This window comes from Parabacteroides sp. An277 (genome assembly GCF_002159645.1).
Lineage (GTDB): Bacteria > Bacteroidota > Bacteroidia > Bacteroidales > Tannerellaceae > Parabacteroides.
In genome coordinates this window covers 43,365-63,804 of sequence record NZ_NFJB01000016.1, presented here as the reverse complement: position 1 = coordinate 63,804, position 20,440 = coordinate 43,365, and the positions used below count along the sequence as shown (strand labels likewise).

17 protein-coding genes are annotated in these 20,440 nt (G+C 52.3%); 4 read left to right on the top strand and 13 right to left on the bottom strand.

The genetic code is table 11. The annotated features are described in order from the left end of the window. Positions 1 to 2: 2 nt before the first annotated feature. From B5F77_RS08125 to B5F77_RS08070, 12 genes are read right to left on the bottom strand one after another with little or no spacing between them, the layout of a single operon-like run. Positions 3 to 2,387, bottom strand: coding sequence for a zincin-like metallopeptidase domain-containing protein (locus B5F77_RS08125; protein ID WP_005816000.1), 2,385 nt, complete (start codon positions 2,385 to 2,387; stop codon positions 3 to 5). Positions 2,388 to 2,412: 25 nt separating this feature from the next. Next, the gene (locus tag B5F77_RS08120) at positions 2,413 to 4,209 is read right to left on the bottom strand and encodes a hypothetical protein (protein ID WP_087329702.1); all 1,797 of its coding nucleotides are present in this window, start codon (positions 4,207 to 4,209) and stop codon (positions 2,413 to 2,415) included. A 7-nt stretch (positions 4,210 to 4,216) separates the two neighbouring features. Further along, positions 4,217 to 4,501 carry a hypothetical protein gene (locus B5F77_RS08115; RefSeq protein WP_025068803.1) on the bottom strand — a complete coding sequence of 95 codons (285 nt, stop codon included), beginning with the start codon at positions 4,499 to 4,501 and terminating at the stop codon, positions 4,217 to 4,219. Positions 4,502 to 4,524: 23 nt separating this feature from the next. Continuing rightward, on the bottom strand, positions 4,525 to 5,355 hold the full coding sequence (locus B5F77_RS08110) for a M23 family metallopeptidase (RefSeq protein ID WP_018666025.1): 831 nt from the start codon (positions 5,353 to 5,355) through the stop codon (positions 4,525 to 4,527). Positions 5,356 to 5,379: 24 nt separating this feature from the next. Next, a complete protein-coding gene (locus B5F77_RS08105; RefSeq protein WP_087329700.1) occupies positions 5,380 to 6,045 on the bottom strand; it encodes a hypothetical protein in 666 nt (221 codons plus the stop codon). A gap of 12 nt (positions 6,046 to 6,057) precedes the next feature. After that, positions 6,058 to 6,741 (bottom strand): hypothetical protein, encoded by a 684-nt coding sequence (locus B5F77_RS08100; RefSeq protein ID WP_005816003.1) that lies wholly within the window; start codon positions 6,739 to 6,741, stop codon positions 6,058 to 6,060. 11 nt (positions 6,742 to 6,752) lie between these two features. Further along, on the bottom strand, positions 6,753 to 7,448 hold the full coding sequence (locus B5F77_RS08095) for a hypothetical protein (protein WP_005807186.1): 696 nt from the start codon (positions 7,446 to 7,448) through the stop codon (positions 6,753 to 6,755). Beyond that, on the bottom strand, positions 7,429 to 7,917 hold the full coding sequence (locus B5F77_RS08090; RefSeq protein ID WP_005816004.1) for a PH domain-containing protein: 489 nt from the start codon (positions 7,915 to 7,917) through the stop codon (positions 7,429 to 7,431). Before B5F77_RS08090 ends, B5F77_RS08095 begins: the two co-directional genes overlap by 20 nt. A 12-nt stretch (positions 7,918 to 7,929) precedes the next feature. Further along, on the bottom strand, positions 7,930 to 9,081 hold the full coding sequence (locus tag B5F77_RS08085) for a toprim domain-containing protein (RefSeq protein ID WP_087329698.1): 1,152 nt from the start codon (positions 9,079 to 9,081) through the stop codon (positions 7,930 to 7,932). 4 nt (positions 9,082 to 9,085) lie between these two features. Continuing rightward, a complete protein-coding gene (locus tag B5F77_RS08080; protein ID WP_087329696.1) occupies positions 9,086 to 10,585 on the bottom strand; it encodes a hypothetical protein in 1,500 nt (499 codons plus the stop codon). Positions 10,586 to 10,610: 25 nt separating this feature from the next. Beyond that, positions 10,611 to 10,835 (bottom strand): hypothetical protein, encoded by a 225-nt coding sequence (locus B5F77_RS08075; protein WP_087329693.1) that lies wholly within the window; start codon positions 10,833 to 10,835, stop codon positions 10,611 to 10,613. A 12-nt stretch (positions 10,836 to 10,847) separates the two neighbouring features. After that, positions 10,848 to 11,606, bottom strand: coding sequence for a DUF4099 domain-containing protein (locus B5F77_RS08070; RefSeq protein ID WP_087329691.1), 759 nt, complete (start codon positions 11,604 to 11,606; stop codon positions 10,848 to 10,850). A gap of 218 nt (positions 11,607 to 11,824) precedes the next feature. On the opposite strand from B5F77_RS08070, the gene B5F77_RS08065 reads away from it, so the two are divergent. Further along, complete coding sequence (locus tag B5F77_RS08065; RefSeq protein WP_185151334.1) at positions 11,825 to 12,493, top strand: M23 family metallopeptidase; 669 nt, start codon at positions 11,825 to 11,827, stop codon at positions 12,491 to 12,493. Here the strand turns inward: B5F77_RS08065 and B5F77_RS08060 are convergent. Continuing rightward, complete coding sequence (locus B5F77_RS08060; protein ID WP_087329687.1) at positions 12,488 to 13,327, bottom strand: phosphoribosyltransferase family protein; 840 nt, start codon at positions 13,325 to 13,327, stop codon at positions 12,488 to 12,490. The genes B5F77_RS08065 and B5F77_RS08060 overlap by 6 nt on opposite strands. Positions 13,328 to 13,690: 363 nt before the next feature. On the opposite strand from B5F77_RS08060, the gene B5F77_RS08055 reads away from it, so the two are divergent. From B5F77_RS08055 to B5F77_RS08040, 3 genes are all read left to right on the top strand, one after another. Beyond that, on the top strand, positions 13,691 to 13,915 hold the full coding sequence (locus tag B5F77_RS08055) for a hypothetical protein (RefSeq protein ID WP_005807178.1): 225 nt from the start codon (positions 13,691 to 13,693) through the stop codon (positions 13,913 to 13,915). A gap of 99 nt (positions 13,916 to 14,014) precedes the next feature. After that, positions 14,015 to 14,656: a hypothetical protein gene (locus B5F77_RS08050; protein ID WP_087329685.1), complete on the top strand. Its 642-nt coding sequence runs from the start codon at positions 14,015 to 14,017 to the stop codon at positions 14,654 to 14,656. A gap of 425 nt (positions 14,657 to 15,081) precedes the next feature. Further along, positions 15,082 to 20,067, top strand: a complete 4,986-nt coding sequence (locus B5F77_RS08040; RefSeq protein WP_087329682.1) for an N-6 DNA methylase — start codon at positions 15,082 to 15,084, stop codon at positions 20,065 to 20,067. Positions 20,068 to 20,440 lie beyond the last annotated feature (373 nt).

Here is a 20,440-nt window from a genome sequence, read left to right as displayed (position 1 = left end):
CATTACCTCCTCATGCTTGAACGCTGTTCATTTTCTTCCGGCTCAATCCTGCGTTCGGACTGTTTCTCCTGTGCCGTATCAAAGAGAGTCCGTGTCTGGCCGTTTCCGGCTGTCCTTTCTGTTATGCCCGTTGTTCTGTTCCGGGCATCCGCGAGTCCTTCTGCATCCCGTATCACCACTCTTGCACCGCTTCTCGCAAGTTTCTGAAGGAAAGTATCGAGCTGGCTGACTGGGAATGTCACGGAAGCCGTAAAGCCTTTTTTCATGTCAGCCTCGTGCTTCTCCATTTTCAAGGCAAGCGTTTCCGTTACCTTGACGGCATCCTCGTTATAAGCCGTATAGTTGTCACCGGTTCTTACAAACTGGATAGCGTCCGGGTGTTTGGCCTTTATCTTGTCCCAAGCCTCTCTCTGCGGACTGACGGATTCAACGGTACGCTCTTCTCCATTCTGTCGGCTGACAGCTTCTCCCTGCCGTATCTCGGTTTCCTTCTCCTGCTTTTCCCCGGCGTGTTCCTCCTGCGACTGTCCCTTTTGCAGTATATCGGCAAACAGCGAGGCAGCCAGGTGCCGTTTGTAGCTGTCACGGTCTTCCGCCACCCACATGCGCTGCCATTGTTGCGGTGATACACTGCGCGGCTGCAGTTTCTGCCCGTCAATCGTTACGGCACACAGTACACCGTCCTGCTTGGTTTTGAATACGGACACACGCTGTATCCGGTTCAGGTCCACGTCCTGTGTCCCGCTGTTGAACAGATCGACTTTCAGGTCGGGCTTGATTTCAGCAAGCGCGTAATATTTATGAGCCAGTTCCATGCGGACCTTGTCTATATTATCCATGGACTGCTTGAGTGTGGAAAAGAAGCGGTTTATGTCTTCCTTATCGGGGTATATGCTATAACCTCTCTGATGCTCCGGCTTTATATAGAGAGCCCATCGGTTCTTGTCGTCCTGAATCATCTGGATCTTGTCAAATCCTACTTCGTTGGCCCGTTTTACTGCAGGGCTCACGTTCAGGGTCGAAAGCACTTCCAGGGCCCAGTTGTTCAACCGTGCCAGAGAGACCTGTTTCTCGGCAAAATACTTGTCATCAGGTCTGTAACCCAAGGCTCCGTCCGGATTGAAGAAACGCACAGTCTCGATGCCTTCCCGACGTAAAGCACGTCCGATACGGGCTTTGTTCATGCCGGGAATCTCGTTGTCCACCTCCGGTGATGCCCCGGCGGGAAGGATCACATCAGCCGACTTTGATACGGGATCTATGACAAGGACAATGGTTTTCTTGTCCTTGTCCGGACGTTTCCGTAACTCATCGGCCACGAAATAATGCTTGGGCAGCTGATCCTGCATGTCAGATGTCTGTTTCCTGTTCCGCAAGGTGGCATATTCGATTTTCTCTCCACGTTCCGCTTTACGGATAACTTCGAGAGCATTGTTCACGTCACTCTCGAGGGCATCTATCATATTCGGGTTCTCTTTGAGTTCCCGGTCCCAATATTCCACCAAACTGAGACTTTCGTCGGACAAGCGGGCTGGCAGTCCCAGCTCCAGCATCTTGATTCCCGATGCTATTTCCACGACCAGCCGTTCCTGTTTGACGGCATCGTCAGAAGGCGGCATACCGTTTTTCATCACCATTCCCTCGCGGGCAAGCCGCTGCTGATGTCCGGTGGCACTTACTATCTGGCGCAGGGTTTCCTGCACATAATCGTTGTAATGGTCAAAGTTCTTTTGGCGGGGCATATAGACGGCATCTTTGTCCGTTTCATAATGGGGCATTCCGCTGCCATCGTAACGGACCGGCACAAGGTTGTCACGCATTTTCAGCAAAAAATCATTGAAGCGGATATGCATACGCCGTGTGTCTGCCTCCGAATATCCTCGTTCCATGGCATTCCCATCCTGTTGCAGAACGGCCCTGTAAGCCTCTTCGTCCACATGGGGAAATGTCGTCTGGTCTATATTGAACAGAGTGCGTATCTCTCTGTTATGTACTCCCTTATATTGTTTCTTCTGCTCATCGTCCAATGTGAGGTAGGTTCCCCGGTTGATGAACTCTTCAGGATTGTTCCTGTGGACATATTTGTTCCAGTTATAGTACAGGAACGGCACACCCTGTTCATGCTCACGTACCGACGTGCCGCGGGCCTTGGCATCACTGAACAAGGTGAACAGGTTCGTATTGCATCCGTTCCGATCGGAATGCAATGCCATGAACAGTGCATTGAACGGGCTGGCCGACACGCCGTGCGGGTATAGCCTCGGATACCTCTTTCCAGAAGCGTTGAGCCAGTAACCATTGGCCTTCGAAGCCTCTCCCAAAGCAGTGGAAAGCAGACTGATTTGCCTTTCCTCTGCATTTTTCTCTATTTTGGATTTTTCTTTCATACAGTATATGTTTTGGGGTTATATGCTACTGGATACCTCGTGTACGCACGATAGTCTCCTGTTGTCCGTTGTCGTAATTGTCCGAGGCCCTTTGACGGAGCTGTTCGCTTCTGGCGAGTACGGCGTTTGCCAGCGTGTTGAGCGGTAAGGCTCCGGCCCGGTAAGCGTCAGTCACGGTCTGCGATAATTGGATAGTACAGGGTACACGGTCAATTGTCGCGACAAGCATGTTGCCTTGAAGTACGGGATTCGTGATGCGGGGATTGAGCGGTTCGTCAGGATAATGGCGGTATTGGGCTGCGCCTCTATTGGCCGTGTTCATTTCGCCTTCTGACCGTTCACGCAGCACTTCATGCCCGGCCTTGTTCAGCAGGTTCGCCCCGCCGAGACCGATAAGGAGCATCTTCAGCAGCGGATTCCGCACAAACATACCGGCCACTATGCTGGCTATAGGCAGCAGGTTGTCCTTGATGTTCAGGGACTGTGTCTTGCCTGTAAATACTCCCAGTAGAATATCCGGCAGCATCGCCATCACATAGCCGAGATTGCCGGCAATGTCTCCCATGCCGCTCAGTCCAAGGGTGCCGAGCAGATCTTCCCATCCGCCCGTGTTGCCGTTGGATGCCGGCGTTTCAGACAGGTCATTCACGGGATGTACCCCTGTTTCCTGCATGACCTCCGGCTCTTTTTCCGGTTGTACCGTTTCCTGATGTACCTGTTCCGGCTCTTCCGCATCCGTTTGTTTCTTTTCTTCCAGACTTTTCAGGTAGACTTCTTCCTGCCCCGGTGCGACGACCAGCGGCACATCCTTGTAGCGTTCCGGCCGTTCCTGTTTCAGCTTGTCCTGCAAACCTTTCAGGAACGGGAACGGCTGCTGCTTCTTCATCCAGTCCGTAAAGTTGAAATTGCAGACCGGTATCTGTTTCTTCAGCTGCTCATTGGCGGTCGCCGTGAAACTGTCCTTGTCTGCGGTCATGGTGGCTGCTTCACGCCGGAAATCTTCAAACACATTGTGTTCGCTGCCGAATACACCCTGGCTGATACATTGTTCGACTGAAATCGACTTGGGGTCTTCCGGCTCCAAATGTGCCATGGTGGCGGAGACGGCAGCATCCACACCGATGAATCTGGCGAATGCCGCCCATGAGCCGGCACCGCCCAGCATGACGGTATCCGCCGAGGCACCCAACAGCCATCCCGCACCCTGCTCGACCTTGCTCGGCCGGTAAGCGGCCTCACCACGCTTCTCGATCTCCTCGGCAAGCGGGGAACGGCTCAACATCTGCGGCAGGCCGAACAGGCTTGATTCCGCGGCCTTGCGGATGATATAATCAGCCGAAGACTTGGGCATACGGTCTTTCACCAGTTTGTCTATCATCTGCTGTTCCAGACGATAGTCCATGTAGGCATAGGCGAGATCGCCGCCAAGCTGTTCCGACAGTTCGTCGTACCGTTCGCGGCCGATTTCCTTCACGACTGCATCACGCCATTGCCCGGCCATATACGCAAGGTCGTGCTGTATGTCTTCCGAAGCGGCGATTTTCTCCTTGCACATCTCTACATAATCTTCCGTTGTCTTGGAGTTCCATTCGCCGGTAACTTTGAGCAGCTGGTACGGGTCGTTCAAAGGTTGGGCTGAAGAAGCCATCATGCTGAGAACCCCGCCAAGGGAGGTGGAATATTCCTTCATTTCCTCACCTTGTTTCCGGGCAAGATAATCTCTTGTCTCATCCATGACGGAAGCAAGGTGGTAACGGAAATAGTCATCCGAAAGACGTTCCAGTTCCGCGAATCGTCTGCTTTGTTTTATAGTTCCGTCCATAAGTATCCTATATCATATTTATCTGTTTCAACAGTTGTTCTTTTGTCTGTTCAATCGCATTGTGGTACACTTCCATCTGTTTGGGGAAGAACTCCTCCAGCCATGCGTCTTTCTCGATGTTGTCATGGATGAAGCGTATCGCCTGTTCACGCTCTATCTCCACGGAGGCTTCACCTTCCTCCCGGTTGTTGAACCATGCCTTTGTCCACCAGCGGACACCAGCCCGGTCCGGATATACGGACACGATACGCGGTATGTCGAAGCTCTGGATGTCGATGTCGAGTTCAGCCAGCGGATCAATGATGCCGCTGTAGCTTACGGCTTCGTCATGGAGTTTTTTTTTATGTCTCCGCTCATGGTGGAGAGGTACACGTTGTGACGCAGGGCCAGGTAATGCAGGAAATCAGCGATGAGCAGGTTCTGTACCTTGCTGACCAGCGGGATGGATTTATGTCCCAGTCCGAGAGGATTGGCCATGCTCGGCATGTTCTCGTAGAAATATTCTCTCATCGCCCCCATGGTGAAGATGTGGCGCAGAGACTGCTCCGTGTGCTCGGGCAACACGTAGGCTCCGCGTTGCAGATCCTCCATGTAGTACGGCAGGAAACGCAGCATCAGTTCCTCGATTTCCCGTTTGTCCTTGTCGTAATCGGTCTTCACGGTCATTTCCAGATCCGGGAATGCCGCCGTTTCATGTCCTCCCGCCTGACGAAGCGCACGGATGTTGCCGTAAAGCATGGTCAGGAACTCCAGCGGATTCAGTTCCTCTCCCTTGAACCGGGCTTCGACGTGCAGCCTGTCACCGCTCAAGGCCACAGTCTGACCGGCTTTCACGCGTTGCCCGAACTGCGCAAAGACATTTGACAGGTGTCCGTATGTCACCTCATATTCCCCGTACCGGATAGTCTGGCATATCCCGTGTACCGGATCATTGCCGACCCCTGACACGATTCCGCTCGCGACGGCAGACAGCCTGTAATATCGGGCGTTGAAGTCAATGCCATGGTGGAAAAACGGCTTGCCCGTTCCCGGGTCGGTCTGTTCGCCGTAACCGAGAGTCATTTCCACCTCCTTGCCCTGGGGCTCCTCGAAAGGCATACAGTAGCCGCTCTCGGAGTGAAGTATCATTTCTTCTGTATATTTCATTTCGTTCTGTATTGGTTCATAATGTTATCTTCTCATTCCTCCGTTATAAGTCTGTTCCTCGCTCTGGCCGGGGAAAGCCTGTATCCTTGCCACGCTCTCCGTGTTCGTGTCACGGAAGACGCCGGCATTGTTGCCGATGAGCATCATGCCGAGGAAAGCCCCGGCGATCTTGCCCAACCACCCGAAACGTCCGAAAATGAGAAAAGCGGCGGCTATAAGGCCCGCGATGCTCAATCCAGATACGTTGCCATGGCCGAGGTTACGGACAAAATTGCCGAGCATGTTCATGCCTCCGCCACTCGAAGCCTGCCGTAGGAAATTGGATACCCCGTCAAGTTTGGAATCTATTCCCGCCACAGCTCCGCTTAACGTGCCGACGGCTTCTCCGGCCTTGTCCGTCAGTCCCCGTACATCCTCGGCGGTATCAGCCAAGGCATCCGTGGCCGGTTCTCCGATGACCGCATCGCTCACGATACGCACCACGCTCTTGTCTGTCGTCAGCTTTTCCCAGCCGACATAACCGATCGCACCTCCGACGGCGGCAGTCTTGACGGCTTGTCCGGCGCCCCGTAACGTCTGCGACGGATGAAGTGCCGCTTCACCCACGTTTTTCCCGGTTGCCAAAACAGCCTTGCCGGTACCTTTGGCCGCCTTGCCGCCATACTTCAATATTGTACTCCATACTCCCATATCTCGTTCTTTTTAAGGTCTTACATTTTTTCCGATCTGCTTCCATCTTCGTTTGGCGGCTTCCACAATGTCGCGTTTGTCCGCAACAGGGCGTGCGCCTTCGTCGATTTCATACCAGATGTCACTCATAGTCGTATATTTCACGGCCTTGGTCAGCCGTTGCAGCTTGGTGTTCATCAGCTTGAGCTTCGGCCTGATCCCGAAGACTATCTCCATGCGTTCCCTTTCCGTCATCTTGTTTTCCGCAAGACAGGCCATTCGTATGTCATTTACTATTTCCACACTGCCAAGCATCAGCTCCCGGTAAATCCTGTTGCGCTCCGTGGAAAGGGCTACTGCCAATGCGTTGGTCGTGCTCCGGCTAACCTGCCTGGTAAAATCTTCCATATTGTCTGTCAGCCTTGAGATTTCGTGATAAAAGCCATAAATCTGTGCGGCGTAGCAGACGATGGACCGGAAAGAATCCAGATACTTGTTGAACTCCCTTTGCAGGTCGGCCGTAGCCTGTACTTCCTCTTTCGTCCATATATGTCCGGTAGTCTGCAGCATCATCACCTTCTCCTGGTTTTTCAGCTCTTTCTGCGCCTTGTCCGTGTAGAGCAGTATCATTCCGGCCAGAACCGGATCGTTCTGTGCCTGTATCTTGCCGATACAGATGCCCGTCAGCAGCATAACTATCAAAATTGTCCGTTTCATCGCGTCATTCTTTATCGTGTCAGGGAGGCTGCCCGGCGCCAGCGTGACATGGCCATGCGGGCCACTTCACCGTTGTTGCGGTCAAGCATACCTGCCGTCACATTTCTCCATACATCATTGAAAGTATAGTACCGGATGCTCAGGTAGAGCAGATGCAGCTTCCGGCTGAAAGCCGACAGCCTGTCATTCAGCGCCCATAGCGTAGTGCTGCGCTCCGCACCGGTCAGCATATTCTCTTCACCGCCTTTGGCAACGGCATCGTTCAGCAGTGTATATACGGAGACCAGTTCCGTGGCCGTCTCGATATAAAGGTTGTTCATGCCCATACTGGCAACGATACCCTGCGGGTTGTCCTTTATCGCTTTGCCCAGTTTACCCAGAGTCAGGAAGATCCGGACCCCGTCGTTATAGAGATGCGTACAGGCTTTCAGTGACGAAGCGTATCCGTTCACCGTCTTCAGGTAGCCGTTGTACTGTTTCTGCCATTCATGGATGCGGTTGAATTCGGCGGCGATGCTGTTCTGCAGGAGTGCCGTCTGCGTCTGTCCCTTGATCTGTTTTTCAATCTGGCCGTTTATCAGCTCGTTGCCCTCCGCCAGAGCAATCCACTCCAGCGGATTGGAAGCCGCTATCTGGGCTTTGGACACCTGCGGCAGAAGCAGGACGGCAACGAGGGCCAGACTCCAGTTAATGATTCGTGATCTCATATATTCCCTTTTTTCTTTTGTTGTATTCCACCCGTTCGCGGACAAGTGTTACTATGTCATCCCTGCGCCGGATACCGGTCAGATCAAGCCTGGGGGTATTCCGGTCCATCGAGAAAATGCTCACCGTCTTCAGCCCGCAAAGCTGCTGCAGCAGGCTTTGATTTTCCGTGAAGTCCACGATACGGTATAATTCCATATAATCTGTCTTACGCCAGATGATGCCATGCTCGCACACGAGCTGTTCGGACCCGATGCGATAGCGTATGCGTCGTAGATAGATGAACCTGTACACCAGGAACAGGGAAAGCAGAAGGGCGACCCACATGGACAGAGTCGTGAACGGCAAGCCGTCAATCCCGCCAAAGACCCATCCTGCACAGCATAACACAAGAATGGGCAGCTCGTTGATGACGAACTGTCCGGTGTGGGGCACAAACACATGAGTGCGGAATAAACGGTCTGTCTGCATGATGTTTTCTTTTTATCTGTGATAACTGGTCTGCCGTTCTTCCTCGTCCTGTCCTGAATGCCGTACTTCAATCGGATTGACCAGCCCCTCGGTCTCTTTGAGGTACTCGGGATTGGTCTTGCCAAGCAACGCATCGTTCCAGTCCTTGTAGCAAGGCAGAATGGGAAATTCTCTGATATTTTCCGGGGAAATGTTCATCTGTCCGGCTATTGCCTTGAACTTTTCCACGAACAGCCGTCCGGCGGCATCATTGTCGAAACAGAGGTAATGGTGTGCCTCCGGTGTGGCGGCAAGCATACCCTTGATCTGACCCTCTGTAGGGGTACCGCCGGTAGATACATACACGCTCTTCCTGGATAGGTCCGGGTTGTTCTTGATCTGTTCCCGGTTGAGCTGATAGAAGGCCATCGCGTCATAGGCACTTTCAAACCATGCCACTCCGCCGACGGAATCCAGGTCACCCTTAAGGTTGGCTATCCACAGCCCCTCGCTCGAATTGCTGCCCTCAGCCTTGCCCTTGTAACTGCCGCTGCCGTCCGGACGCGGGCGGCCTCGTTCCTCAAGGCCGACAACCGTCCCCGGGTCTTTGGGCAAAGACATCGGAAAGGCAAGGTTCGTGTATCGGGTCCCGTCTTCACGGACTTTTGTCGCCAGGTAGAAATCACGGTGGAAGGCATACTGCGTGTAGAGGTCGATTCCACGGTGTTTGAAGAAAGGATAGAACTTCTTCTGCGTATCCCTGTCCTGAGGGTTGAACCTGTGAATCTCGTAATCCGTTATGTCGAACGGTTTCACGTCCCGTTTCGGCTGGATAATCCGTGTACTGCGTTCCTCGATGGGATGGTTCAGCAACCGGTTGCACACGAGATTGACAAGCCGGTCCGGAGATACTCCTGCCCGGTATTCCGCGAAAAACTGCGGGTATTCCTTGATGAAGGATATGATGTTATAGACTTTCTGTTCCTGTGCCTTGAAACAGCACTTGCCGTTCGGCATCACGATGAACTTGTCGCCACGGATACGACGGCCTTCGCTGTCCATCCGCACATACGACGGATAACGCAGACCGTCACGCTTGTTCAGATGATAGCCCGCGTCAATGAGTATGTCCTGAATGTTCAGTCTCTGTAGAAAATCATCGTATGTAAGGTCTCCGTTCCTCATAAGTTTACCTCCCCATTCTCATATCACCGATTTCCCGGTTCATCTGTGCCTCGAAATTCCGGATGGCAACATCCCTCGGAGTGTCAACACCGGGTTTGAAATAAGGACGCGGCCCATGGTAATGTTCCTCATAACACTCCGGCCCGTGATGGCATCTGAGATTATGCACGACCTCGGAAACCACCACGGCACCTGCTGAAAGGGCCGCAAGAATCTTTATGCCCAGTCCTTTGCTTGTTTCCGGACGGGGGCGCAGGTCTGCCTCGCTGAAGATCTTCGCGAAAAGTTTCGTCCGATGGTAATCGTCCGTGGCGAGAAACTTGTCGTATTCCTTCTGGGTAATCTCGTGGCTGTAGGTCTGCCCGTCGATGACGGCGGTCATCCTATACTTTCCCTCTTCCGGTCCGGGTTCCACGGCAATCCGGCTTATCTCGGTTCCATGCCCGCCGATCTCATCCGACAGCTGCAGGCTGTTGCCATAGTCTTCCGTCTGCCCGTTCGCCTGTGCGTATTCCTGGTAATGTCTTGCGGCCAGTTCCTCGTGCACTTCAGGATGGAGGCCGATGGCGATATGCCTGTCACTGTTCAGATCATCCAAGGTCACTTTATCCGCGAAATCTCCGGCAATGACCCCGTTCAGGAGCTCCAGACGTTGCTCAATGGAATGCTCTTCAAGAGAATTCGATGTAAGCGTTTTGATTTCCTCTTCCGTCAGGTCATAGACCATGTCCGCGTTGACATTCTCGGACTGCACGGTGAGGGTTCTGTTCTCCGCATCGACAATAAGCCCGTGCGAAGCAAGGCACTCCGACCATTTTTCGTTCGAGAAATAGACTGGCGAAGCGACAAGCTCCCTGTACGGGCGGGCAGGTTCCTGGCTGCGGGGACGGCTGACCATCGGTGTAATGGCAGCCTGCAAGTCCTGCAGGACATCACGGGGCTGTACGGGTTGTTCCGGCTGTCCTCCCTTGTAATAAAAGCCGTAGCCTCCGGACTGCAGCTCGCCGGGCTTCATGCGCCCGTCAGGACGTTCGGGGACAATGGGCGCTCCGGGGAAAAAGAGCTGTCCGCCGACCCTGCGCAGATGAAAACCGCCCTGCTGGCGCGGTGTCCATCCGAGTATGGGAGGAAACAGCCCCCAACGGCCTGTACGCCCGTATTCACCCATTCCGATACGGTAGCCGTGCAGACCCATCGCCACACGTCCGTTGGCATTGCGGGCATGGACAAAGTTCTTGGGCAGATAGAAATCCTTTGCAAGGATGCTCGTGAGCACATTGTAGGCTTTCTTGTTGGCGGTGTTCGTTCCCCAGTCCGTAAGCGCCAACAGTTGTTTCTCGGTAATCGGATAGGTCAGCAGCGGCGAATCGTGTCCCTGTACGATCAGCTTGTAGCCGCCACTGTCAAATGCGATATGGGCTTGAAGCCCGTTGCGCATCAGTATGTCGCGCATTTCAGGCTGCAAGTCCATCGCTCTGGGGTTTGTATTGGTTCGTATTGCCATAGTCTGATGTTATGATTGTTATCCGCTATGCGTTTCCTTCCTCCATCGCCGCTTCCAGCTGTTCGTCCTTGTAGCGGACAAATTCGGCGGCAGAATCATTCCCGATAACGAGGTCGCGTTCCTCACAGTAACGGGCATATTCCTCCTGCCACTCCGCGGAAAAATGGTTCACATAGTCGAGCCAGCCGTATTCGCCGCTCTGCATTTTCTCTATCAATACCTCTTCGGGATAATACTGGTGCTGTGCCATATCAATCAGTTTTTATTTGTGAATAGCTGCCGAGCGGTTGCGTTCCCCGGCTTTTTTCTGTTCGTTCCACAACTCTTCGGTATATTCCTCTTCCGGAACATAGTCGAGGTTTCCGTCATCATCCATGACCCAGCAACCGTAACAGCCGAACGTGTATTTGTCCCATTCACGCTTGGACTGTTCCCTCCATCGCTGCTCGTCGCCGGAACAGAAACGGATACCGGTCTTGGAATAAAGGTCAATACCTACCGTGACGGGCTCGTCGTCCACGACCAGCGTCAGCGGATCTCCGTGCTGCATTCCGTTCACCTCTGTTGCACCGAGATGCAGCTCCTCGGCCAGCACCTGCAGATTGCGCCCGATGATGGGCGTGGGAACATACATGACCTGCTTCGTCCCCGTGTCAATCTGGACGAAAGCCTTGTTGTGCCTGCCGTCAGCGGTTTCCACATCCGCGATGATGGCCTTGCCCTCAAGCAACTGTTTCTGCTGCGTTTCGTCAAAGCGTTCCAGTGGCGAAGATTTCAATGCCGGATAGAAGACCACGTCCGTCTGGCCACCCTCCATGCGGATAAGAGCGAATCGGGTACGGCTTTCCACCGTTTCTCCGTGCTCGTCGGTGACACGCACGGGAAGAACGGGCGAATGGCGTCCGTTGTAAATATCATCAAGGACGTGCATCGGCAGATCCTCGATCATCTCCTGCGTGAGCCCGAATCGGGCAAGCGTTGAAAAGGGAATCTCTTCAAATTCAAAATGCGCCTTTTTCATACTATATCAAGTTTGTAAAATTATGTTCGGCAAATATAGTATGACCTTGTAAATTCAAACAAAAACACAGATATATAAATGATTATAATATACCATTTTTATAACATTAGTACGATTTTCTTTGAATAATCGTACTAATTGCGATAAAATATGCAAACTAATAGCAGAATGCATGGCCGTTCATGTCGAACATAAACAGACCATGCTAATTTTGCAGCATGAGAAAAATTTTATGGATGATTATATCAGGCATTTCGCTCAGTCTGATACCGGCAATGGCACAATTCAATACAGTTTCCTCCGCTTCCGATTACTATCGGGAGGAAAGTGTGCAGGCGGCCACCAAGGACAAGGAAACAGCTTCAGACAATACGGGTTCCGGGAAAGGTGTATCGGAAAACACCGGCAAATCCGGGGCTCGCGGCGATGTGCAAAGGAAGATTGTGGTTGAGCGTTACCTGAGTGTCAGTTATCCGTTACCGAGAATCAAGGTGACTTCTCCATACGGTTACAGGAAAGACCCCTTTACCGGCAAGCGTAAATTTCATGGAGGAATCGATTTGCAGGCACGTGGCGACAAGGTGCTGGCGATGATGGCGGGAACTGTCGTAAAGGTCGGCCAGGACAAGACTTCCGGCAAGTATGTTACGCTGCAGCACGGGAACTGCATGATCAGCTATTGCCACCTTTCAAAGATTCTCGTAGCCAGGGGAACAGCCGTCCGGCCGCGTGATGCGGTCGGTATTACCGGCTCTACAGGGCGCAGCACGGGAGAACACCTGCATATCACCTGCCGCCTCAATGGCAAGAGTGTCGATCCCGCAATCCTTTTTGAACATGTCAGGAGAGTACAGCAGGAATGTGTTTCGGCACTGGCCGAACTATGACTTTTTTCTCCCTTTGATTGCATGGCTGATACTGTCGCCCCATACCGACATCCGGACGACGGACATCGGCGGCATGGAAAACGTCTTTCCATAGAAAATGGCGGCCACCACCTTGCCGCCGTGCCTTTCTATTTCCTCCTTGTAGTCGGACACACTCTGTCCGGTCGTCAGCACATCGTCAATGATAATGATTTCTTTTCCCTTTATATCACCGGTAATCTCGTAATTCCGCTCAAGGACACGGCTGTCCGCTCCGTCCGCTTCATGTAGGCTTTCCCGGGCATCGCAGATCACCGTATCGTACAGTCCTGATGTCAGATCCGGCCTGTGCTTGCCCATATACCAGTTCAGCCGCTTAAACCGCTGTTCATACTTTATCCAGTTGCTGCACGGCATGAACATGATATGATAAGGCTTGCCGTCCTCCTGTATGGCGGTCATACATGCCTTGAAGAACTCGATGCCGTGTATCTCTCCCTGCTTGAACCGGTAGATGGTACGGCAGAATGTCCGTTGTGCTTCATTGAGAAAATCATTGTACCGTGACGGATAGTAATAGCCGTAAAATGCAATCCGGATTCCACGGAACTTGAACGGTTTGAGCGGATGCCTGTCGTCGAACCGGTCGGGATACATGCAGCAGAACATACGGCAGGCGTCTCGATGTCCGGCCATTACTGCCATACGGCAATAGCGGTCCCTTTCGTCTTCCCGGCTTGCGCTCCGTGCGGCTGCATACGCCGCTTCACCGGCTTTCCGCCGCCAGAAAGCGATGCCATGCAACAGCCCGGCCACTATGCCGAGCAACACCAGGAGCACAAGTCTCTCACTCATATTGAACCTTTTTACTTTTGCAAAGTAAGCAAATTATCGGTGCTGGCCTTGAAATGGAACCGGTAATTTGTTCGATCCCATTATATATCCTACTTACCGTCCCCTTTTACAAGTCTCTTCCTTTTTCCTATGGGGCTTCCTTTCTCTTTTCGTCGGCGAATATAGGACGAAGCGTATCAATGCCAAACCGCATTCCATTCGGATGACGAAAACAGACTGCTGCACAATCGGTTTTCTATCCGGATTTGGCTTATGATACCAGCTGCTTCATCCTCCTTATGCCTCAAAAAGTTGAAAATACAGCCCTCAGTTCAAAAAGAGGGAAATAAAAAACAGATTTTCAAACAATTAAAACGGAAAGAAATGAAAGAAGAAATCAGACAGGACGGCAGGACAATACTGTCAAGCGAAGACGGATTCAGCATCCGAATGTTTTTCAACAACCTGAGCGGAAAGAACTTTTCCGGAAAGGAGTACCGGGACTATGTCAGAAACATAGCCTTCGGCGAAATGGGATTCAGACCGGGAACAATCGAACTCTATTGCGACGGGAAGAAAGTCAGGACAGGCACACTTCCCGAACTCTGAACAGCAGTCAGGGGCAAAAGTCAAATTTCGTGAGGATAACTTATAAACGGGAGCCCAAGCGGTTCCGGCTAAAAGAATGAACAACTAAAAAATACAGGTATGGACACAACAGCAGCAACAATGCATCCGGCAGAAGAATATCTCCGTAACGAACAGAACCCACCGGTCTTGTATGTCAGGATTTACGGGGAGCGCAGGAAATTGTTTATCAACCGAGGCAGGGAGAACGTCGTCGGTATTATTGCGAAAGGAAAACGCAAGCATGGCTACATTTTTTCAGATTGGAGCCACATCGAAAAAATCTATTATCCGTCACAGGAAAAGGAAGACGAAAAGGATATGGACAGGAAAATGATTCTCAAATACCAGAAGCTCGCACGCCTTGCCACGCATACCAATGACTGGCTCCGCAAGATTGCAGCAGCAGACCTTGAGAAGTCCCTGTACGAAAACCGTATCACCACGGGAACGGCTATTGACGGAAAGTGCATCCGGCTCTCCACGATTGAGAAGTATTGCGGAAGCTGGGACATGCAGCGGTTCCGCCAGGCCATGAAGAATAAGGAGAAATTCTCGACGCTTCGTTTCGACTTTTGCGGTTATGACGGTACGCTTTGGTGCGAGCCGCGGGAAAACGGTGACATGGCTGCCGGTTTCAGCAAGGAGTACCGGAATTGCGGCAACGGCTATTACTATCTGCTTATCAATGACGAGTTTGTGATTGGTTACGATATTGACTGATAATCCACGGACAGACCTTACCGGGGCCCGGCAGGGTCTGTTCCGGCTTCGGTCTGCCGACGGCAAAGTCCCTTTTTATCGACGGCATGGCCATGCGCTGTCCCTTTTTACCTCAGATCTTCCTTTTCTATCTTTCCATCCGCCTGTTTTCAATCCTTTTCTATCCATCCCTCTTGTAGCTGCTCTTCCGTTCTCCGCCGTGCGACCTCGGGGGATTGGATTTTTCAGCAAAGGTAACCGCCGGTTTCCATTCCTGCCAATGCCGGCATTCTGCCCGTGGGGTCTCGGAAAAATCTTCCTCTCCGGCTGTCGAGCGTATTTTTCCTTACCGGCCATGGCGGATGTCCACCGCCACCTTTCAAGGCAGAAAAATAATCCCTGCGGCCGCAAACGGGCCGAAAAAAGGGAAAAAAATAGGTTAAATCATGGGTTACAACAAATTGACATCATTATCGGCCAACATCAAGGCCATAGAGACAGCAGTAGCTATCCACTCGCAGGGCAGGACAGCCACGCAAGAGGAAAAACAGGTATTGGCGCAGTATTCAGGTTTCGGCGGTATCAAGGATGTACTGGACTTGGGTACGGACAAGCCGCTTGACAAAGGGGTTGCCGGGCTTTTGAACCGTCTGCTGGATGCGTTAAGGACACTTGCAGGGGGTGACGAGGCAGCTTGCCGTTCACTTGTTGAAAGCATCAAGTCATCTGTATTGACAGCGTTCTATACGCCGCAATTCCTGATTGACGCAGTGGCGGCACAGATACACAAGACATTTTCTGCCAACGGCTTGCAGATGCAAAGTTTTCTTGAACCGAGCGCAGGCATCGGCGGTTTCCTGCCTGTAGCCATGCCCGGCACACGCAGCTATGCTTTTGAGAAAGACACCATTACAGGACTTGTACTTTCGCTGCTGCATGAGGACGCAACCACCGTAACGGCAGGCTTTGAAACGATAGGCACACAGGAGCTGGAGCATCGGAAATTCGATGTCATTGCGTCAAACATTCCTTTCGGCAACTTCCGTGTCTTCGATGCCGACCTGTGGAAAAAGGGCGGTATCTACGAACAGGCCACAAAGACCATTCACAACTATTTTTTTGTCAAGGCTATGGAACTGCTTTCCGAGGGCGGTCTGCTTGCCTTTGTCACTTCAAGAGGTGTGGCCGACACGGCAGGAAATAAGTTTGTACGTGAGTATCTGGTGAACCATGCCGACCTTATCAGCGCAGTACGTTTGCCTGACGCTCTTTTCATGCAGACAAGCGGTATCGAGGTGGGCAGCGACCTGCTCATATTCCAGAAACATACCAATAAGACGGCACTCTCCGCACGTGAACAGATGTTTTTGCAGGTAGCCAAGGAAATGTACGACATGAACGGAACGATGACTGAAAACGCCAACAGGCTGTTTTCCATGCCGAAGACCGTACTGGCGACCGACAGCCGTATCGTGATGAACCAGCACGGCAAATATGTACGCAAACACCAGTGGCTCGGCTCTGATGCGGCCATGGCACAATACCTTTCCGCTTTGCTCAAATACGACTTTGACCGGTATTTCCGCAAAATACTTTTCGGACAGCAGGGCGAAGCGTCCGTGCAGATGTCGCTGTTCGGGATGCAGGAGACGACCGCACTCTCCGTAAACAGAGGACGGAGAGCCTACACGGAAAAACTCGAGGACTGGATGAAAAGCGGTACATTGGTAATGTTCGAGGGGCAGATTGGTACGGTCGTGTTCCGCAAGTCAAGCCACTATACCGATGTGGCCGTGGATTTCGTTCCGGTGGACGAGGGAAAGGTCAATATGGAGCGTGCAGCCGACTATTTCCCTGTCCGTGAAGCGTATTTCATGCTTTCTACGAAAGAAAGGGATTTGCAGACTGAACAGACTGCCATACGTGAGCGGCTAAACACCCTCTATGATGCCTTTGTAGCCAAATGGGGATTTTTCCATGAGAACGACAACAAGGAGTTTATCATGCTTGACAGCCTCGGTGTCGAGGTGTTCACTATCGAAATGCAGCTTGGCGGAGATATAGTCAAGGCCGACATCATGCGTGAGCCAGTGGCTTTCACTAAGATTGCGACTGACCGTATTCTACAGCCGTCGGAAGCGCTGGCAAGCAGCCTCAATTTCTACGGCAAGGTGGAAATGGACTACATCATGCGCTCTACCGGCCTGTCTGATGAAGATGTAATCGCAGCGTTGCAGGGCGAGATATTCTACAATCCTGTTACGGATGAATGGGAACACAAAGGCAAGTTCATTGCCGGAAATGTGGTTGACAAGTACAAGGAACTCACATCCTGCCTTGATGACCTGTCCGGCAGGGAAAGGGATTGGACGGAAATCTCCGCAAGGGCACTGGAGAACGCAACGCCCGAAACAATTCCCTATGAAGAGCTGGATATAAACATGGGCGAGCGTTGGATTGACCCGCAGCTTTACGCCGACTTTGCGGCAGAACTTTTCGGGGTGGAAGCCGAAGTGATGTACTTTGATGTCAACGATACCTATGTAGTTCGTCTGAAAGGTTACTCCCCGGCAGCATACAACACCTATTCCGTGCGCAATTTCAACGGTGAAGACCTGTTTGTCCATGCCTTGCATGACACAGTGCCGGAGATAACCAAAGAAGTGTATCGCAACGGCGACAAGGTACGTGTGCCCGACGAGGAAGCCATTCAGGAAGCGGCCACCAAAATACAGGAAATCCGCAGCAATTTCAACCAGTGGCTCGATGCCCGTCCTCTGGAAGTCAGGGATGAACTGGTACGCACATACAACGAGCGTTTCAACTGCTATGTCCGTCCGGCCTATGACGGTTCGGCACAGACCTTTCCGCAGCTTTCCTTTGAGCAGTTCCCGTACAACGAACTCTACCCGTCGCAGAAAGACGCAATCTGGATGATTAAGCAGAACGGTGGTGGTATCTGCTGGCACGAAGTAGGCACAGGCAAAACCATGATTATGTGCGTCTCGGCCTATGAAATGAAGCGTCTGGGATTGGTACAGAAGCCTCTGATTATCGGCCTGAAAGCGAATGTACACGAAATTGCCGACACGTTCCGCAAGGCATACCCGAACGCAAAAGTCCTGTACCCGGGCAAGGAAGATTTCACACCGGCCAACCGCAAAGAGGTGTTTTCCAAAATCAAGAACAACAACTGGGATTGCATCATCCTGACACACGACCAGTTCGCCAAGATACCGCAGTCCGAGGAAACCATGATAGAGATATTCACAGAAGAGCTTTACGATGTGGAGCGAAGCCTTGAAGTGTTGGAACAGTCCACCATGCGCTACCGCAGCCGCAAGATGCAGAAAGGGCTGGAAGTGAGACAGGAAAATCTGAAAGCGAAGCTGTCAGAACTCCGTACAAAACTGGACGACCGCAAGGATGATACCGTGGACTTTCATTCAATGGGTATAGACCACATCTTTGTCGATGAATGCCACATGTTCAAGAACCTCATGTTCCAGACACGCCACAACAGGGTGGCAGGTATCGGCAATACAAAAGGCTCGCAAAGGGCGATGAACCTGCTGTTTGCCATCCGTGACATCCAGCACCGCACAGGCCGTGACCTTGGGGCGACTTTTTTGTCCGGTACGGTGGTGGTAAATGCGCTGACAGAGCTTTATGTGATGTTCAAGTATTTGCGCCCACGTGAACTCAAGCGTCAGCAGATTAGCTGTTTCGATGCCTGGGCGGCCATATTTACCAAAAAGACAGCCGACTATGAGCTGAACGTGACAGGGGCAATCAAACGCAAGGAGCGTTTCCGCACTTATATCAAAGTGCCGGAACTGGCGATGTTCCTGCGTGAAATCACCGACTACCGTACAGCCGACATGATACATCTTGATGTGCCGGAGAAAAATGTCCGCTTCCTCTCTCATGCGCCGACAATCGAGCAGGAAGAAATGATCGGACGTCTCGTTTCCTTTGCAGGTAGTGGAAACTGGGAAGACCTCGGGCTTGACACAATCGAGCCGGACAACCTCGACAAGGCAAAGATGCTCATTGCTACCAATGTGGCACGCAAGATGGCTCTCGACATGCGCCTTTTGGGTAACAAATTCCACGACGATGCGGACAACAAGGCTTCCATCTGCGCCCGGACCATCTATGACTATTATGTACGCTCGGCGGCCAATAAGGGTACGCAGTTTGTCTTCAGTGACCTTTCCACTTACAAGCCGAACGAGTGGAACATCTATACCGACATCAAGGAGAAACTGGCACGGCTCGGCATCCCGGCTGACGAAATCCAGTTTATCCAGTGCGCTACCACGGAGAGAGCGAGAAAACGGCTGTTTGAGGATATGAACAGCGGCAGGGTGCGTGTTCTCTTCGGCTCTACATCCATGCTCGGTACAGGAGTGAACGCCCAGCAGCGGGCTGTGGCGGTGCATCATCTGGAGATACCATGGAGACCTGCCGACATGGAGCAGCGCAACGGTCGTGCGGTACGCAAGGGCAACACCGTGAAACTCTGGGGCGGTAACGTGGTGGACATAATCATCTATGGAACAGAGAAGACTTTGGATGCCTACAAGTTCAACCTGCTCAAAAACAAGCAGATGTTTATCAACCAGATAAACAACGGCACTATTGCCGTGCGCCGCATCGACGAGGACTGCATGGACGAGGACAGCGGAATGAACTTTGCCGAGTTCGTGGCTATCCTTTCAGGAAATACTGACCTTTTGAACAAGGCCAAGCTCGACAACAAAATCATGCAGCTGGAGAAAGAACAGGCCATATTCAAGAAAGAGCGCATCCGTGCGGAGCGTAAGATTGCGGCCAACACGGAAGCTGTCGGCAAGGCAGAGCGCATCGTGGCGCAGGTTGGGCAGGATATGGAGTATATCGCATCCTATAGCGGCAACAGGGAAACGCTGTTGCTCAATCTGCAGCAGGCTACCCGGGAAGAGACAGGCCGTGAACTGCACCGCATAGCCAAGACATACAGGGGCGAGGCTTACCGTACCATTGGCAGCTATATGGGGCTGAACCTGCTTGTCCGCAGCGAGTACACCCTTTCCGGTTCGTTCGACCGTAACGCTTTCTTTGTAGAGGGCGTAAGCGGACTGAAATACCGCTGTGGCGTGTCGGGAGCCCTGCCGTTGGGATTTGCCGAATCGGCACGATACCCGCAGGCCGCACTTGAAAGGATGCCGTCTTTGATAGAGAAGCAGCAGAAACAGATAGCCATGCTGCAGCACGAAATACCGACCTTGCAGGAAATCACCGCCCGGAAGTGGAGCAAGGCGGAAGAACTGGAGCGGTTGAAACAGGGATGTAAGGAATTGCAGCAGCGGATTGACGAGGCACTCAAGGAAGCCGAGCGTCCGCAGTCCGAAGTTCCCGAAGAAGAACACACTGTCAGGGCTGCCTGACCGTGATTCATTGATTTAACCTTTTGCCTGTCCGGTCGTGATGATCGGGCAGGTTTTCCTGTGTTTCGTCCTGCCGGGGCCGGCTGGCTTTTGTAGGCTGGCATCTGCCTTTTTTATCCTCCTTTTCCCTTTTTATCGCCTCCCTTTATATCTGTCTTTCAATCCTTTTATATCTTTGTCCTTGCAGTCCGTCCTGACCTTCCGGCTTATTGTTCCGCGAAAGTAACGGATAACAGCTGCACCTTGCAAATCCTCACGGCCTGCGGTGGCCGACGGAAATCTTCCTTCTCGGGGAGAAGCGTATTTCTGTCGCCAGATTTGTCCGGTTGCCGTTATCACTTTCGTGATGCGGAAAAATAAATCCGGCGAAGGT